Raw genomic sequence first — 16987 nt, 5'->3', positions numbered from 1 at the left:
TTTTAACCTGAAATATATTGTCCTAATTTGATATTTTCAGTAATAATAAGGGAGAAAGACGATAAAATTATGCAAAACATATTAAATAGTTGTATTAAGTTTGCTTAATTGTTTTAATGGGTTGTTAATCAAAAGCGTATGTATTTTTGTTAATAATAAATTCATATAGTGTTTAATAATTATTTAATAAACGTTAAAGTGATGTTAAAAGCTTAATCATAATGTCGTTCTAATTTTGCGCAAACAAAAAAGGATATGCGTAAAGAGACACAAAAGTTGTTGGTTTTAGCTCTTCTGGGATTAGTAAGTGTCAATTTGGCGGCACAGCAGAAAGCTAAAAAAGACACTATTAAGAACATTGACGAGGTCGTAGTAACGGCTTTGGGGATCAAAAGGCAGGACAGATCTTTGGGATACGTTGCTGAAACCATTAAGTCTGATGAGTTGCTGAAAACTCAGAATAATAACTGGTCACAGGCATTAGAAGGAAAGGTTGCAGGACTTAAAATTCAGACCGCCGGAGCAGGGCCTTTGGGAAGCTCAATCATCAAATTACGTGGAGATATTTCCATGAACCCCGACCAGAACAATGCCCTGATCGTTGTAGATGGTGTTCCGATGAATAATAATACAACAGGAACAGGCTTCTCAGCTTACGGTGCCGGTTCAAAAGCAGATTTACCGATCGATTACGGAAACGGGATCAACACCATCAACCCTGATGATATTGAATCGATCACAGTGCTGAAAGGTTCTACAGCATCCGCTTTATATGGTTCAAGAGGGGCCGGCGGTGCGATCATGATCACCACAAAATCCGGAAAGAGCAAAAATGGGAAAGTTCAGATTTCCTTAAACTCTTATTCCAGCTATGATACCGTATTGAAATGGCCTGATTATCAGTATGAATACGGTCAGGGAACCATGCAGAAAGATACAAACGGAAATTACTTTTACTCTTACGGAGCTTCTCCGGACGGGGTAAGCACCGGAGGAACAAGTAGTGCTTTCGGACCGAAATTCGCCGGACAATATTATTTCCAGTATGATCCAGCAACGGAAGGCCAGAGTGCAACAAGACAATTGTGGCAGCCTTATAAAGATAATATCAAAGGTTTTTGGCAGACAGGAACAACGTTTTCAAACAATATCTCTTTAGAAGCTTCAAACGAAAATACATCTTTCAGATCATCTTTAACGTATTTAAAGAATGAATGGATGATGCCGAATACAGGTTTCGACAGATTTAATGCCGCTTTTTCAGTTGATCATAAATTAAATGAAAAATTAAAGATCGGTATTAAATTCAATTATAATAAAACAAAGAGTGACAACTTGCCTGCGACAGGATACAGCAACCAGTCGATCTCTTATTTCATGATTTTCCAGAACCCGAATGTCGATTTATCTTGGTATGCACCGATCTGGAAAGCCGGAAAAGAGCAGGTTGATCAGATTCACCCGTTCAGCTCATTCATTGATAACCCTTATCTGATCGCCTACGAAATGCTGAATGGTGTTGATAAAAATTTCATCACTGGAAACGTGAATCTTAGCTATAAAATTACTAAAAACTTCGACGTAATGCTGAGATCAGGAATGGAATTAACCAATGAGCTGCGTACTCAGAAAAGACCGTGGAGCTCCGCAAACTATCTTCAGGGAATGTACAGGGAGCAGCATATCAGGTTGATGGATTTGAATAATGATGTATTATTTACGTATAAAAATAAATTCAACGATTTTGATTTTAGCGCGTCAGCCGGAGGAAATATCCGTTATTCGGAATATACAATGAATGATTATCTGGCAGAAGGCCTTCAAAAACCGGGACTTTATACGATGCCAAACGGGATATCAACCATCATAAAATTCGCAAAACCAAGCGATAAGCAGGTTAACAGTGCCTATGCTTTGGCGACTTTAAGCTATAAAAATCTTGCTTTCTTAGATCTTACCGCAAGAAATGACTGGAGCAGCACGCTTCCAAAAGAAAACCGTTCTTATTTCTATCCATCGGTTTCTACATCGTTTATTATTTCAGATATTTTCAAATTAACGTCTGATAAATTCAATTACTGGAAATTAAGAGCTTCATGGTCTAAAGTAGGAAATGATACAAATCCTTATCAGCTAATTAAATATTATAACAACAGTGATTTTGCTGGCTCCGTGGAATCTCCGGCAACGTATCCGAATCCGAATCTGAGACCCAATATGATCACCAATATGGAAGCTGGTATGGATATCGGCTTCCTTAAAAACAGAGTTAATTTTACCGTTACAGCCTATCAGAATAATTCTAAAGATCAGATTGTTACCATCCCTGCATTATGGGAAACAGGCTACAGCGGACGAGTAATCAATGCGGGAGAAGTAAGAAACAGAGGTCTTGAATTAACTTTAAATACATATCCGATCAGAAATAAAAATTTCTCTTGGAGCGTAAATGCCAACTGGTCTACAAATAAAAACAAAATCCTTTCCATTCCTGATGAGTTTCAGGGGCAGCCTTACACCATGGGAAGTGTAGGTGGAGTAGTGTATTACAATGCCGTTGTAGGAGGTTCTCTGGGAGATATGTACGGTTACGGACTGATGTATTCTCCTGACGGAAAAGTGATTTATGGAAGTGACGGCTTAACAGGCAAGCCAACTCAGATGAAGAAAATCGGAAACGCTTACGCAAAATGGAGAGCCGGCCTTCAAAACGAGTTCAGATATAAAAATGTTACGGTAAGTTTCTCATTTGACGGGCAGTACAAAGGGATGGCGTATTCACAGTCTCACCATAAGATGACAGAACAGGGAAAACTTGAGCATACCTTGATCGGAAGAGATAACCCTGGAGGTTTGATCATTGGAGAAGGGGTTGTACAAAATTCTGACGGCTCATTCTCTACAAATACAAAAGGAGTTTTGGCGTCAGCTTATTACGCAGATTACTACAGAAGAGCCAACGTGGAAACAAATACATTCGATACGTCTTTCATTAAATTAAGAGACGCCAGAATTTCATATTCTTTCCCGAAAACTGTTACCCAGCAGCTTAAAATTACAGATCTTACTTTGGCGTTATTCGGGAGAAACCTTTGGATGTGGACGAAGTTCCCACTATTCGATCCGGAAGCTGCAACGCTTAATGACAATCAGATCACGCCGGGGGTCGAAATGGGTCAGTTACCGACTGCAAGAACGGTAGGAATTCAGCTTAATGTTAAATTTTAAAATTTAAAATCATGAAAAAATTACTTTTAAATATACTATTAATTACAGGAATTGGACTGATTTCAGTCTCTTGTGACAGAAATCTGGATGAGGTAAATGTTGATGAAAGCCGGATCAGCGAGCCCGTGGCTTCAAAGTTATTGTCCCCGATTCAGTACAATATGTCTGCGGTTAATTATATGAGAGCAAATGATTTCACATTCGATATCATGCAGGTTTCTCTTGATTTTCCAAACGAAGGAAACTCCCTCAGCCGCTATTATTTAACGGAAAATACAGGCGCCGGCTTCTGGAATAACAGCTATAAGTGGCTGATGCAGATCAATGACATGAAAAAAGCAGCAATAAGAGATAATGATGTTAATTATCAGGCAATTGCAATGGTTTTAAACGCTTGGGTTTACTCAAATCTTACCGATACTTACGGAGATGTGCCGTTTTCGGAAGCTTCAAAGCTGGATGAAGCGGTTTCTCAGCCGAAATTTGACAGGCAGAAAGATATTTATGTTAAATTATTAGATGATCTGAAAGCTGCCAATTCACTTTTTGTAACAACAAAAATGCTTTCAGGACCAGATCTTTTCTACAAAGCGGAAAGCGATGCAAACGGAATTGTAAACTGGAAAAAATTCTGTAATTCTCTTTCTTTAAGATTATTAACAAGAATTTTGAAGAAAAATGGAGAAGTAAATGTTCATGAAAGAATTCAGGAGATTATCAACAATCCTACAACTTTCCCGATTTTCCAAAGCAATGCGGAAACTGCAAAACTAAATATTACGGGAGTTGCACCACTTCTTCCTCCAATCGCAAGGCCACAGGATTTCACGACAGGAAGAGCTGCTTCAGCATTTTTTGTGGAAACTTTAAAAGCAAATAATGACCCGAGAATGTCTATGTTTTTCGGTCAGGCAAAAGATTTGGCAACCAATGCAAATATCGGATACAAAGGGGCTCCGTCAGGATACACCTACGGTACGGTATTCACTTACCAGCCTTCGAATATGAATCAGAATCTTGCAAAAGCTCCTTTAAATATCTTGATTTATCCTTACGCCGAATTACAGTTTACATTATCTGAATTGGCATTCAAAGGAATTATTCAGGGAAGTGCGCAGACGTATTACGAAAACGGTGTAAAAGCAACAATCGAACAGTGGGGTTCTACCATGCCTACAACATATTTCACAAATCCAAGTGTCGCGTACAACGGAACTTTAGAAAGAATTATGCTTCAAAAATATGTCGCTTTATTCTTCGTGGATCAGCAACAATGGTTTGAAAAAAGAAGAACAGGTTTCCCGGTACTTCCAAACAATGGTGGACTTTTAAATAACGGAAATTTACCTTCAAGATTAATGTATCCGCCAAATCCAAAGGTTTTAAACACAGTAAATTATCAGACGGCTGTTCAGCAGATGGGCGGTGACGATATCAATATTAAAACCTGGTGGAGTTTGTAATTTGAAAAGATAACCACAAAGTTTGTCATTCTGAAAAATCTAAACAAATTTTTAATAAAGGTGTCGAGATTCTTTTCAGGATGACAAATTAAGGCAACAACAATTTAAAAAAGTAAAATGAATATAAAATTCTTAATGCCGTGTCTGTTACTTTCAGCAATGGCATTTTCTCAAAATTCCGTTTCGGGATATGTGTTCGAAGACGGCAACAAAAACCTTAAGAAAGAAAACCGCGAAAAAGGAATCGAAGGAGTGGCTGTTTCTAACGGAACACAAGTGGTTTTAACGGATAAAAGCGGAAGATACAGCTTGCCAATCCAGGAAAATCAGACGGTTTTTGTAATTAAGCCTTCGGGATATATGACGCCTGTTAACGGAAATAATTTACCTCAATATTATTATCAGTGCAAACCAAAAGGTTCACCTTCTGACTTTAAATACAAAGGAACTGCACCAACCGGAGAGCTGCCGAAAGAATTAAATTTTGCATTAAATAAGCAGAATGAAAGCAAAAACTTCGATATTTTGGTTTTTGGAGATCCGCAACCTTATACAGAAAAGGAATTGGATTATTTCAGAAGATCTATCGTGAATGAAGTTAAAAATACCAAGAAAAATGCAGTATTGGGAATCAGTTTGGGTGACCTGGTCGGAGATAATTTAAGCCTGCAAAAACCTTACGCCGATGTAATGAAAGAAGTGGGTTTACCTTGGTACAACGTAATGGGTAACCACGATATGAACTACGATGCAAAAGAAGATATATTCTCAGACGAAACGTTTGAATCGAATTTCGGGCCTGCAAATTATTCTTTCAACTACGGAAATGTTCACTTCATTATTTTGGATGATATTTTGTATCCGGATCCGAGAGATGGAAAAGGATATTGGGGCGGTTTCCGTGAAGATCAGTTAAAATTTGTTGAAAATGACCTTAAATTGGTTGATAAAAGCAAATTGGTGGTCGTTTCTTTCCATATTCCGTTGGAGCATAAAAATGAAGATAATTTCAGAAATGCAGACCGTCAAAAATTGTTTGATTATCTGACACCTTTTCAGAATGCCCTGATTTTATCGGCTCACACTCACATTCAACAGCAGATTTTCTACGGAAAACAGGCAGGTTGGAACGGTTCAAAAGACCTTCATGAGTTTAATGCAGGAACAACTTGCGGAGACTGGTGGTCCGGAACGGCAGACGATTCAGGATTACCGACTTCTACGATGAGAGACGGTACGGCAAAAGGATATTCTTTCATCAGTTTTAATGATAATCAATATAAAGTTAAATATAAAACCGCCGGAAAACCGGAAGATTATCAGATCAATTTATATGTTCCGAAAGCAATTCCGGGAAGGACATCTGCAAAAATCCTTGCTAATTTCTTCATGGGAAGCAAAAAAGACAAGGTAGAATACAGGGTTGACGGCGATCAGTGGGAAGCAATGGAGTATGACGAAACGCTGGATCCGAATTTTGTAATGTCAGTCTTCAAATGGGATGTTACCCCAAATCTTTTCCCTGGAAGGAGGCCGTCAAACCCGGAAATGTCTAAACATATCTGGACAGGCGCTTTCCCTAAAAAGCTTTCTTTAGGAAAACATAAAGTTGAGGTAAGAGCAGTGGATATGTATGGAAATCAGTTCACAACATCAGAAGAATTTGAGGTTCAGAACCCGGTTCTTATTCCTTAATTTTTCATTTTTACTATACTTTCAAAGAACCGGCTTCACATGGAGCCGGTTTTGTTTTTGCTAAATCTGGAGATGCTTCGACTCCGCTCAGCATGACACGTTACAAATGAAGTGTAAAAATAAAAACAGTTAGTATTCGCAATGTCATGCTGAGCGGAGTGGAAGCATCTCTTTTAAAATCGTGTTATTAATGCAAAACATTTGTTCATTCGTGTTTAAAAAGTAAATTTGCTTAAAAGTAAAAAATTCTATTAAAATGAATATAAACGGAAAAAACGCCATCATCACTGGCGGAGGAAGAGGTCTTGGGAAAGCGGTTGCTTTAGCGCTGGCCAATGAAGGTGTACATATTGGAATTACCGGAAGAAATGAGGAAAACCTGAAAATGACGGTTGAAGAAATCAAGAATCTTGGTGTAAATGCTGCGTATGCCGTTTTCTCTGTCGATAACGAAATACAGGTGAAAGCAGGAATCGAATTGCTGGCACAACAATTAGGAGGAATTGATATTTTAATCAATAATGCCGGAATCGGAGACTTCGGAACCATCGAGGAAATGCCTTCTGAAACCTGGGAACAGGTTATTAAAACCAATCTTTTCGGAGTTTATTATGCCGCAAAAGCAGTTCATCCTTTTATGAAAGAAAAAGGTGAAGGAGATATCGTGAATGTAGCATCTACAGCCGGTTTGAAAGGTGGCCCGAATATGTCGGCGTATGCAGCTTCAAAAGCAGCGGTCGTTTCGCTGTCCCAATCTATGATGGCAGAATGGAGAAAGCAAAATATTAGAGTTATTACATTAACACCGAGTACAATTGCTTCTGATATGTCCATCCAGGGCGGCTTAACAGACGGAAATCCTGAAACTGTTCTTCAGCCGGAAGATTTTGCAGAATGGGTAAGAGATATTTTAAAAATGAACAGAAGAGCATTAATTGCCAATGGTTCGATTTTTTCGACAAATCCATAAAGGGAGAAGTTAGAAATTAGATAGTAGAAGTTAGTATTAGAGTTATTAAAATTCAAGACTGATTATAATTAAATTTAAAATATCAATAGGAGCGGGCTTTAGCCCGCTTTTCTTTAAAATAAACAAAATATTTGGCTTTAGCCAAAACCTAAATATACAGTTTCAAACCAAAAAAATATTGTGATAATCGGGTATAAATAGATTCTTCCTTCGTCAGACAACTAGACGGCTCTTTGCTGAGTGAAATCGAAGATTCGACGTAGTCAAACGCCTTTGCGAACGAAAATATACATACCAATTTTAATAAATCTTTGTGTGCTTTGCGTTTAAAAGACATTTCAACTTCGCTCAATGTGACATCTCTAATACTAACTAATAAGATTGTGATGTTAATTCTTTATTTTTGCAACAAATTATTCACATGCAAAATTATTTAGAATTCGATTTCAAAATTTCTCCGCTGCAGCCCTGGAGCGATATATTGATGGCAGAGCTTATTGAGATAGGTTTTGACAGCTTCACGGAGGAACATGAAGGTATTTTAGGATATATTCAGAAAGATTTGTTTAATGAAGATGAATTGAAAGCTTTACCACTTTTTCAGAATGAAGAAGTTAAGATCGAATATTCTTTCACAGAAATGCCGAATATCAATTGGAATGAAGAATGGGAAAAGAATTTTGAACCCATCAATATCGATGATAAAGTTTTGATCAGAGCAGAATTTCACGAATCTGTTCCCGGAATGCATGAAATTATCATTCAGCCAAAAATGTCCTTCGGAACGGGGCATCATCCGACAACGCATCTGATGATCCAGCAGATGATGGATATCGACTTCAACGGCAAAAAAGTCCTGGATATGGGTTGCGGAACTTCGGTTTTGGCGATTTATGCAAAACAAATCGGAGCCGGTGATACAAAAGCGATCGATATTGATGAATGGTCAGTTGAAAATTCAAAAGAAAATGCCGCAAGAAACAATGTTGAGCTGGATATTGAATTGGGAACTGCAGAAAATTTAGGAAAAGAAAATTACGATATTATTTTAGCGAATATCAACAGAAATATCTTGATTTCAGACATTCCGACTTATGTTTCAGTGTTAAATAATGGCGGAAAATTATTACTTTCAGGATTGTGTTTTTTTGATGTTGATGATATTTTAGAAGTCTGCAAAGAAAACGGATTAGAACTGAAAAAGCAACTTCAACGTGAAGAATGGGTAAGCTTATTGCTTGAAAAATAATTCACCAAAATATTAATATGAAAAGCTTTTTTACTGTTTTATTTTTATTAATCATTCAGATTTTTTCAGCACAGGAAGAAGTCTATGCCAATGGAATTTTTAATTTTGAAGAAAATAAAGCCCAGAAAATATTCACGGACTGGACGAGGATCAGGCAAGAGCCCAATGTAAATTCCCAAATCCTGGATTCTTTGCAAACCAATCAGCCTATTATAATCATTAAAAAAGAGGAAAAGGTTTTAATGTTGGGTGAAAGAACTGCAAATTGGTACAAAATATCCTATCAGAAAGGAAATCAGACCTCCGAAGGTTATCTTTGGGGTGGAAATCTTGCCGTCGGTTACAGAAATAAAAACGGCTACGATTTTCTTTTCGGCCTGACAAAAACAGTTGACCGAAAGGATAAGCAGTTTAACCAAAATTTTAAGCAAAATATTGCAAGCGTAAAAGTTGTAGAAGGAAATACTTTGATCGATGAGGTTTCTTTTGATACGGGCTCAGGTGAAAGTTTAAGCTTTGGAACGTTCAGCATTGAAAGCAATCACAAGCTTAAAAATGTTGAATTTTCTTTAAAAGCAACGGTTTCCGGCGAGGCTTGTGGAATTGCTGCTTATGATCAATATATTTTGTTTAAAGATAAAAAACTGATAGCGCTTCCTCAATTGATGAATGTTGGTGATGCTGATGTTTATTATCACTCTGAAGAATTTATTTTCCCGAATGATAAAGGCGGAGTTCCGAATGCTTTCATCTTTAAAATGGAAGAAATGGAAAAGGATGATAAAGACAAAGAAAAGAAAAAACACGCTTTGAAAACATATCTCTGGAACGGAAATTCTTATAAATTAAAATAGAAAATATTTTTAATTATAAATTGAAAACCACTGTATATTTTTTACGGTGGTTTTTTATTTTAATAGCTAATTATGCCTATACGATTCTAAAATATCTGAAAATTTTTTCGGTTTAATGAAAAAAAATTGTAAACAAAAAAACTCACAACAAAAGTTATGAGTTTTTTGTGAGCGCGAAAGGATTCGAACCTTTGACCGTCTGCTTAGAAGGCAGATGCTCTATCCAGCTGAGCTACGCACCCTTAAAATACATTGGTCGGGGCGGCAGGATTCGAACCTGCGACCTCCTGGTCCCAAACCAGGCGCGATGACCGGACTACGCTACGCCCCGATTAGGCCATCTAAATAACGAATATTACCTCGTTTTTTGTGGGTGCAAATATAGGGTAGTTTTTTGAATTATAAAAATAAAAATGAAATAAATAATAAAATAAATGCAACCAGAAAAATTGTAAATAGTAAAACTAATAATTTTGTTAATTCTATCCCTCTAGTAACCATTAGGTTAAATCAGTATTAATGCATTTATTTAAGGTTAAAGTAAGTAAAGAGAAATTTAACAAAGATGGATTTCCAAGGATTAATTTGCGTGAGATTTTTGATGGTTCAAGTCCAAACAGGGTTGTTTTTCCATAATGATTTTATTCAGAAATAAATCTCCATTGAGCCCCTACCCAAATTGCTTATCCAATAGCTGCATTTCGGCCTCTAATTTTGATAAAGAAATTTCGCCTTTACCGAATTTGATCTCCAAAATCATTGTCTGTTCATTTTTGCTCAATGGACGATCATAAATTTTCTCCAATAAATTAACTTCAAAATCAAGTGGTTTCCATATGCTTTTCTTTGTTCGATAGGCTTCAAAATAACGAATACCAAACTTTCTTAACGATGCAGCGTTAAAATGAAGACCATCCTGATTAGCGGTTAATTCTGAGGAACTAACGTAATAACGATTGGTTTGAGCTGCAGCAAATCTTTGTAATGCCTGATCTACGTCCTTGTATTCAGTAAAATATTTTCCATATCGGCCTCCCGCTAAAAAATTACCCAGTCCACCAACAATAAATGGAACTTCTGGGCATTCAAGCTCGTTCCTAAAAGCATCTTCAAGTGAAGAAAGTCGTTGTTGGTATGATTTAAAAAGCCCCTGGAAGCTATCGTTTTCACCCTGATGCCACAAAATTCCTTTTAGCTCACTGCTGCGCATGGCTAGTTTTGCCTGGGCAACAGCATGGTCGAAAAGTTCACTGCCTACTGCCCATTCATTCAAACTGCTTCCACCTTCGGCACAAGGAATCAGGCCTACTTCGATAGTTGGGAATGATAACCTGTGCGCTGCCGCAAATGATGCCGCAAGGCTTATACCGGAAGTCGGACGATCAGTATTGAGAGGCTCCCACATCATTTGCCAGCGGCCGTTGATTAATACTTTTATCTGTTCGTCAATAATCGGTTTAACATCTTGTAAAAACCCTCGGCCAGCCATATTCGACTGGCCTATCATTAGAAATGAATTGATCATATAAGTGATATTAATAGTAAACTGATTTAATTTTTAAGTCCCTTGATCATCTTATCGAAAGCCATCCAAAGGATTGTATCATCAAATAAAAAAGGAACCTGGTCAATGCCATGCCCCTGATCGTGGAAACGTCTCAGTGCATACAAGGGTGAAAAAGCAAGTGGCCAAAATACCGAAAAAGGCATGTTATCAAGCTCGCCGCGTTTCACTGCATTGTCTACAAAGCGCTCGAGGTTAGATTTTAACTTGCTCAAGAAGGGGTCACTGTCATCTTTAAACTGATCCGAAAAATCAGTGTGATAAGAGGAGCGGCTCACCTGGTCGAGAAATCGTATAGCAAGTGCATTATTTTCCATGTAGTTAAATCTATTCTGCCACTGAATCCTCAGGCCTTCTGCTAAAGACATGTCTGGAGTAAAATCCTTATTTACAACTTCCTCCATTCGCGCACCTTCTTCAAGAACGATGCGTTTTACGAGATCATCTTTATCCTTGTAATATACATACGGGGTACCAACAGATATACCACATGCCTTTGCGAGCTTGTTTATGGTAAAGCCTTCCAAACCATATTCCACGATAATTTCCATTGCCTTTTGCTTTACCAATATTTCCTTACCAATGTCACGTTTTCTCATAAGGCAAATGTATTAATTATTATTAAATGAATATTCATTTAATAATAATTATTTTTAATCTATTAATAAATTTTGGAGAATATGACTTCCTGTTCTATGACAATTGCGAATTTAATAAGTTATTATAATCAAGGCTTTTACATTATCCTCTTTTGGCTAAGTCATTCAGAGAATTGGTTAATCAATCCGGTTAGCCATCTCAGCTGAACACCATCAAGCTATGACGCTTGATGGTGTTTTTATCATAAAGAATAAATTGATTAGAAAGAATAATAATATTTTCTCCATCATTCTTCATATTCAAATACAGGTTGCTTAAGAATCTGATTTCTTTGAATCTGTTGCAAGAAGAGTGGCTAGGGCAGAAGTGCCCTTAATGCCGTGTTTTTGGGAATGGTAACAAGATTTAACTTACGAGAAGCTAAAAATTTTGAGAGAATAATATTGTGTTATTAGAATCGTTTAATTAAGATAAGATGCATTAAAGTTGATCGACAGAGTTGTTGTGCCTTGTGGGGAATTTGGGGTAACAGAGATGTTGGCAGTTCTTCTCATTCTAACATCAATGGTATGATTTCCTTCGGATAAAAATATAACAGTACTTAAGTTAAACTGGGCAGGTGTGCCACTTTCCTGTGCGGTCTGATAAACCCTTGTTTGTGCACCATCAATAAATAATCTCGCGGTATAATATCCCGCAGCTGCCCCCGCGGCCAGAGATGAGTATCGAAGCCCCAAAATGAAGTTAATAAAAAGCGCCTTTCCTCCGGCAGGTATCGTAATGGTTTGTGGAGTTCCCGTAACTGTCGTCCATGCTGCATCAGATACGGAAAACGTATTGCTTGCACCGGAATTTACTTCAAATGCCTGAACGTTAGCCGGCGCAGGATTAGCTATAGCAATGACGTTACCACCTGCATCCACACCCAATAACTGGCCGGTACCGACCGCAGTAGCAGAGGTAAGATTGGTTATTTTGAATCCTGAAGTGTTTGCCGTACCAGAGTTAATCACCAATTTACTCGCCGGGTTGATATTTCCAATTCCTATATTTCCGGCTGAAGTAATAACAAAATCATTGGCAGCTTGTGTTGGAGATGGAACACCGGTGGTAGGATTATCTTTTGCTCCGTCGATATGGAAACTGGCTTGTGGATTTTGTGTATTAATACCGATTTGAGCATGAAAGCTAGAACCTGCAGCCAGCATAAGTATGTAGATATAATTTTTCATTAATTCTAATTTAAAAATAGTTAATTAATCAGATAAGAAGCATTAAAGCTCATGGATATAGGCCTGCATGGCATTGCAGTACCAGAGGCAACGCCATTATTGAAAGTTCTGCTCATTCGTACGTCAAGGGTATGGCTTCCGGCGGTTAAAAATTTTACAGTATTAAAATTATATTGCGTTTGAGCTCCTGCAGTACGCTCTTGCGTAGTCTGAAATACATTTGCTGGAGCTCCATCTATATAAAGTCTTGCCGTATAATAAGAAGCTCCTGAATTTGCGGGTAAAGCTAAATAATCAATTCCCAGCATAAAATTAATAAACACGGATTTTCCTCCCGCCGGAATAGAAACAGTTTGCTGGCTATTCGGAATTATTGTCCATGCCAGATCAGAAACATTAAAATCTGCACCGGATGAAGAATCTACCTCATAGGTAACAACGCTTGGCGCTGCCGAATTGGCTATTGTTATCACATTACCGCTTGCATCAACAGCCAATGGCTGGCCTGTACCTAACGTTGGAGAAACAGAAGTAAGGTTGGTAAGCTTTACTCCTGAAACATTTTGTGTTCCGGAGGTGATTTCAAGTTTATTGGTCGGGTTGGAGTTTCCTACGCCTACATTTCCTGCTGATGTCACAACAAAATCGTTATTCGATTGTGCTAAAGAAGGAGCGCCTGTTGCAGGATTATCTTTTCCGCCGTCAATATGAAAGGTCGATCGCGGGTTGGAGGTATTTATACCAATTTGGGCGTATGTATTTGATAGGCCCAACACTGCCAATGATATAGTAAAGTATATTTTTTTCATTATTTTTTAATTAAAATATTTACACTCGTAAATTTAATTAATGTAAGAAGCATTAAAGCACATAGAAATCGGGGCACAAGGCTGGTTTGCTCCGGATGTGATGGTGCTGTTAAAAGTTCTTCTCATTCTTACGTCTATGGTGTGGTTTCCCGCGGTTAAAAATTTTACTGTACTCAAATTAAACTGTGCCTGCGCACCAGCTACATACTCTTCCGTTGTCTGATAAACCGTACTTTGAACACCATCGATGAAGAGTCTGGTTGTGTAGTAGGCTTTACTGTTGCTTGCCGGCGCTACATAATAATCAATTCCTATCATGAAGTTGATAAACAAGGCTTTTCCGCCCACAGGAATAGGCACTGTCTGTGATGTGCCGGGAACAACTGTCCATCCCAAATCATTTACATTGAAAGGGGTAGAGTCTGTAGATTCTACTTCAAAAGGGCTAATAGTAGAAGGAGACGGGTTTGACACCGTGATGATATTTCCGTCAGCATCTACCCCGATTGCCTGCCCAACACTAATAGGAGTCGCCGCATTGAGGTTTGTAAATTGTATACCTGAAACATTTGTAGTGCCGCTGGTGACTTCCAGCTTTGCCGTAGGATTTGTATTTCCTATGCCTAACCTTCCAGGTGATGTAAAGATAACATCATTGTGCTGTTGAGCAGCAGTTGGTTGTCCTGTAGCTGAATTATCCTTTCCTGCATCTATATGAAAAGCTCCTTGGGGGTTGTTTGTATATATGCCAACCTGGGAATAGAGCATTAAAGTGCTGAAATGAAGGATAAGAAATATTGAAATCTTGATTTTCATTGTATAATGTATATAGTATGAGTATTGCTTAGATAAATAGTAGATGTGGAAGGTAATGAGTATATATTCTATTAATGTTATTATTTATAATCTGATATAATGCAGGATGGGGATTTGCTTCTTGTGTGTGATTATGCGAAATATTACAGAGTTTACAATCAGGTAATAATTTTTTCATATCAGTTTTGTTGTTTTTTCAAAATTAATCATTGAAATACTAATAACACCAATAAGGATGTACTAATATTACTACATGCTGTAGTAATAAAACTACAAGATTTGTAGCTTCATATATACAATATAATTAATTGTCTAATCTAAATTTCTATAAATTTTAAAAAGCTCTATTAAGTTTTTGATACCTAAGTTTTTTATAAATTCAATCTTTATAAGTACCTGCTGCAGAGATTTGAATGTTAGAGTATTAGAAATTTCTATATTTCCAGCAGCTTCCACTAGAAACATGAAAACTTAAAACTCGTGTTCGGATAGAGTTTTCTTAGGATTCTTTTTTTTTCGGATCAGTTGACAGCCATATGAATCCATTTTGTCTTTTGTAATTGATGCAAACAGGAAGGATTGATAACAAGTATTATGAAAATTGAAGGAGACAGGGGAAATCTGATATCTCCAAACTGGTAAAACTAGAAACTAGTTAAACAATAAAAGCCAATATGAAAATCTGAAACCGTAGCTTTTAATTTTGACTTAGAAATCGGTGAGGAGACTTTGTAGTAAATGTTTAGGAAGGTGTTTTGTAGGTTTGATCCTTTCTCCGTTTCTTTATATTAACATGATAGCTAATAATTTGAAATTAAAAAGTTATGGTTCGAATCCCGTTAACTTATGCTTGTTATTTGATGTTTTGTTGCAAAAAAATAATTATTATGGAAGATTTTGGTTAAGAAATAGTGTGTAGAAACTTGTAAATGCTGATAAATATGGAGCTTATAAAAATGACACCATTTGGCCTAAATTGTCCTAATGGTGTCATTAAGTGAGCGCGAAAGGATTCGAACCTTTGACCGTCTGCTTAGAAGGCAGATGCTCTATCCAGCTGAGCTACGCACCCTTAAAAGTGATTCTCGCCTAGTTAATAAGCGCGTTAAAAAGTCGGGGCGGCAGGATTCGAACCTGCGACCTCCTGGTCCCAAACCAGGCGCGATGACCGGACTACGCTACGCCCCGAATATATTGTTAAGAAAAGAAATGCGGAGGGTAAGGGATTCGAACCCTTGCGACACTTTCGCGTCGACAGTTTAGCAAACTGCTCCATTAACCACTCTGGCAACCCTCCTTTTATCTTTATTTTTTAATGATCGTTATTCCGTTATTGCGAGTGCAAATATAGAATAGATTTCTTTATTTACCAAATATTTTTCAAGAAAAATTTGTGTATTTTTGAGCTGATAAATGATTAAAAAAATAGACCAATGCGTAAAACATTATATATCATCGGATTAAGTATTATCGCTTTTTCTTGTACTTCACAGAAAAGCAGCAAAAAAAAGGCTTATTGGCCGAAAACCGCTACAATACAGCCTAAAACGGCAACAAAAACACAAGCTCAGGACAAACCTAAACCGCAAATCACCAATGATCACGGAGTAGAATTTTTTACTACAAATATTTCGGATCCAACGAAAAATGATAATACGGTAAGTTATGGTTCCATCGTTTCTGCAAAACCGGCTGGATATAAAGTTGTAAAAACTTATTTCCCGGCTATTGCTCAGAATTTCAGACAGAGATACCTGATTTTGCATTATACGGCATTACCCGATGATAAATCGATCACGGTTCTTACTCAGCAGGCGGTGAGTGCTCACTATTTAGTCAATAATACGGGTGACAACGAGATCTATCAATTGGTTGACGAAAATAAGCGTTCTTACCACGCGGGAGTAAGCTCTTGGAGAAATGATAAAAATCTTAATGATAATTCGATTGGGATTGAAATTGTAAACGCCGGTTACACGGCAGATGCTACAGGTAAGAAATTATTTGTACCATTTAGCGATGATCAGGTTAAAAAAGTGGCAGCTTTAGCCAAAGATATTGTTACAAGATATCAGATTCCGGCGACCAATGTTTTGGCGCACTCAGATATTGCACCGACCAGAAAACAGGATCCTGGGCCATTTTTTCCTTGGAAAAAGTTGTACGACGAGTACCAGATAGGAATGTGGTATGATGAAGCTTCAAAACAAAGCTATTATGACTTGGCAACATCTACGGATTTCACGACAAAATATAATGATCCTACATTCATTTCCAGTACCCAGACTGCATTGCAGAAATTCGGTTATGGCCTTGATGTAAGCGGACAGTGGGATGATGCCACGAAAAAAACGATAGAAGCTTTCCAGTACCATTTCCGTCCGCAAAACTATGACGGAATCATGGATGCCGAAACATGGGCGATTTTGCAGGCTTTAAATCAAAAATATCCAATAAAATAAGTAATTTTAAAGCGCATCAGTTAAGATGCGTTTTTGCTATTTAAG

12 protein-coding genes and 5 tRNA genes are annotated in these 16987 nt (G+C 37.5%); 7 read left to right on the top strand and 10 right to left on the bottom strand.

Annotation, left to right across the window (positions count from 1 at the left end; all coding sequences use genetic code 11):
• Positions 1-255 precede the first annotated feature (255 nt).
• From BLT04_RS02835 to BLT04_RS02810, 6 genes are all read left to right on the top strand, one after another.
• Positions 256-3228 carry a SusC/RagA family TonB-linked outer membrane protein gene (locus tag BLT04_RS02835; protein ID WP_089753465.1) on the top strand — a complete coding sequence of 991 codons (2973 nt, stop codon included), beginning with the start codon at positions 256-258 and terminating at the stop codon, positions 3226-3228.
• An 11-nt stretch (positions 3229-3239) separates the two neighbouring features.
• Positions 3240-4691 (top strand): SusD/RagB family nutrient-binding outer membrane lipoprotein, encoded by a 1452-nt coding sequence (locus tag BLT04_RS02830; protein ID WP_089753464.1) that lies wholly within the window; start codon positions 3240-3242, stop codon positions 4689-4691.
• Positions 4692-4808: 117 nt separating this feature from the next.
• The gene (locus BLT04_RS02825) at positions 4809-6386 is read left to right on the top strand and encodes a calcineurin-like phosphoesterase C-terminal domain-containing protein (RefSeq protein ID WP_089753463.1); all 1578 of its coding nucleotides are present in this window, start codon (positions 4809-4811) and stop codon (positions 6384-6386) included.
• A 256-nt stretch (positions 6387-6642) separates the two neighbouring features.
• Positions 6643-7356, top strand: coding sequence for a 3-ketoacyl-ACP reductase (locus BLT04_RS02820; protein ID WP_089753461.1), 714 nt, complete (start codon positions 6643-6645; stop codon positions 7354-7356).
• 421 nt (positions 7357-7777) lie between these two features.
• Positions 7778-8605 (top strand): 50S ribosomal protein L11 methyltransferase, encoded by an 828-nt coding sequence (prmA, locus tag BLT04_RS02815; protein WP_089753459.1) that lies wholly within the window; start codon positions 7778-7780, stop codon positions 8603-8605.
• A gap of 17 nt (positions 8606-8622) precedes the next feature.
• Positions 8623-9459 (top strand): SH3 domain-containing protein, encoded by an 837-nt coding sequence (locus BLT04_RS02810; protein WP_089753457.1) that lies wholly within the window; start codon positions 8623-8625, stop codon positions 9457-9459.
• A 168-nt stretch (positions 9460-9627) separates the two neighbouring features.
• Here the strand turns inward: BLT04_RS02810 and BLT04_RS02805 are convergent.
• The 10 genes from BLT04_RS02805 to BLT04_RS02760 all read right to left on the bottom strand — a co-directional run bounded on the left by BLT04_RS02805 (position 9628) and on the right by BLT04_RS02760 (position 15777).
• A tRNA-Arg gene (locus tag BLT04_RS02805) sits at positions 9628-9701 on the bottom strand.
• Between the two features lie 11 nt (positions 9702-9712).
• Positions 9713-9790, bottom strand: a tRNA-Pro gene (locus BLT04_RS02800).
• A gap of 339 nt (positions 9791-10129) precedes the next feature.
• A complete protein-coding gene (locus BLT04_RS02795) occupies positions 10130-10984 on the bottom strand; it encodes a sialate O-acetylesterase (protein ID WP_089753455.1) in 855 nt (284 codons plus the stop codon).
• Between the two features lie 26 nt (positions 10985-11010).
• Positions 11011-11622: a TetR/AcrR family transcriptional regulator gene (locus BLT04_RS02790; protein WP_089753453.1), complete on the bottom strand. Its 612-nt coding sequence runs from the start codon at positions 11620-11622 to the stop codon at positions 11011-11013.
• Positions 11623-12084: 462 nt separating this feature from the next.
• On the bottom strand, positions 12085-12855 hold the full coding sequence (locus BLT04_RS02785; protein WP_089753452.1) for a hypothetical protein: 771 nt from the start codon (positions 12853-12855) through the stop codon (positions 12085-12087).
• Between the two features lie 20 nt (positions 12856-12875).
• The gene (locus tag BLT04_RS02780) at positions 12876-13664 is read right to left on the bottom strand and encodes a hypothetical protein (RefSeq protein WP_089753450.1); all 789 of its coding nucleotides are present in this window, start codon (positions 13662-13664) and stop codon (positions 12876-12878) included.
• A 33-nt stretch (positions 13665-13697) separates the two neighbouring features.
• Positions 13698-14480: a hypothetical protein gene (locus tag BLT04_RS02775; RefSeq protein ID WP_089753448.1), complete on the bottom strand. Its 783-nt coding sequence runs from the start codon at positions 14478-14480 to the stop codon at positions 13698-13700.
• Between the two features lie 998 nt (positions 14481-15478).
• Positions 15479-15552: transfer RNA gene (locus BLT04_RS02770), tRNA-Arg, on the bottom strand.
• 41 nt (positions 15553-15593) lie between these two features.
• Positions 15594-15668 (bottom strand) — tRNA-Pro (locus BLT04_RS02765).
• Between the two features lie 24 nt (positions 15669-15692).
• A tRNA-Ser gene (locus tag BLT04_RS02760) sits at positions 15693-15777 on the bottom strand.
• 136 nt (positions 15778-15913) lie between these two features.
• Between BLT04_RS02760 and BLT04_RS02755 the strand changes: the two genes are divergently transcribed.
• Positions 15914-16942, top strand: coding sequence for an N-acetylmuramoyl-L-alanine amidase (locus BLT04_RS02755; protein ID WP_089753445.1), 1029 nt, complete (start codon positions 15914-15916; stop codon positions 16940-16942).
• Positions 16943-16987: the final 45 nt, after the last annotated feature.

It is taken from the genome of Chryseobacterium soldanellicola (assembly GCF_900100115.1).
Lineage (GTDB): Bacteria > Bacteroidota > Bacteroidia > Flavobacteriales > Weeksellaceae > Chryseobacterium > Chryseobacterium soldanellicola.
This window is presented reverse-complemented; position numbering and strand designations above follow the sequence as displayed.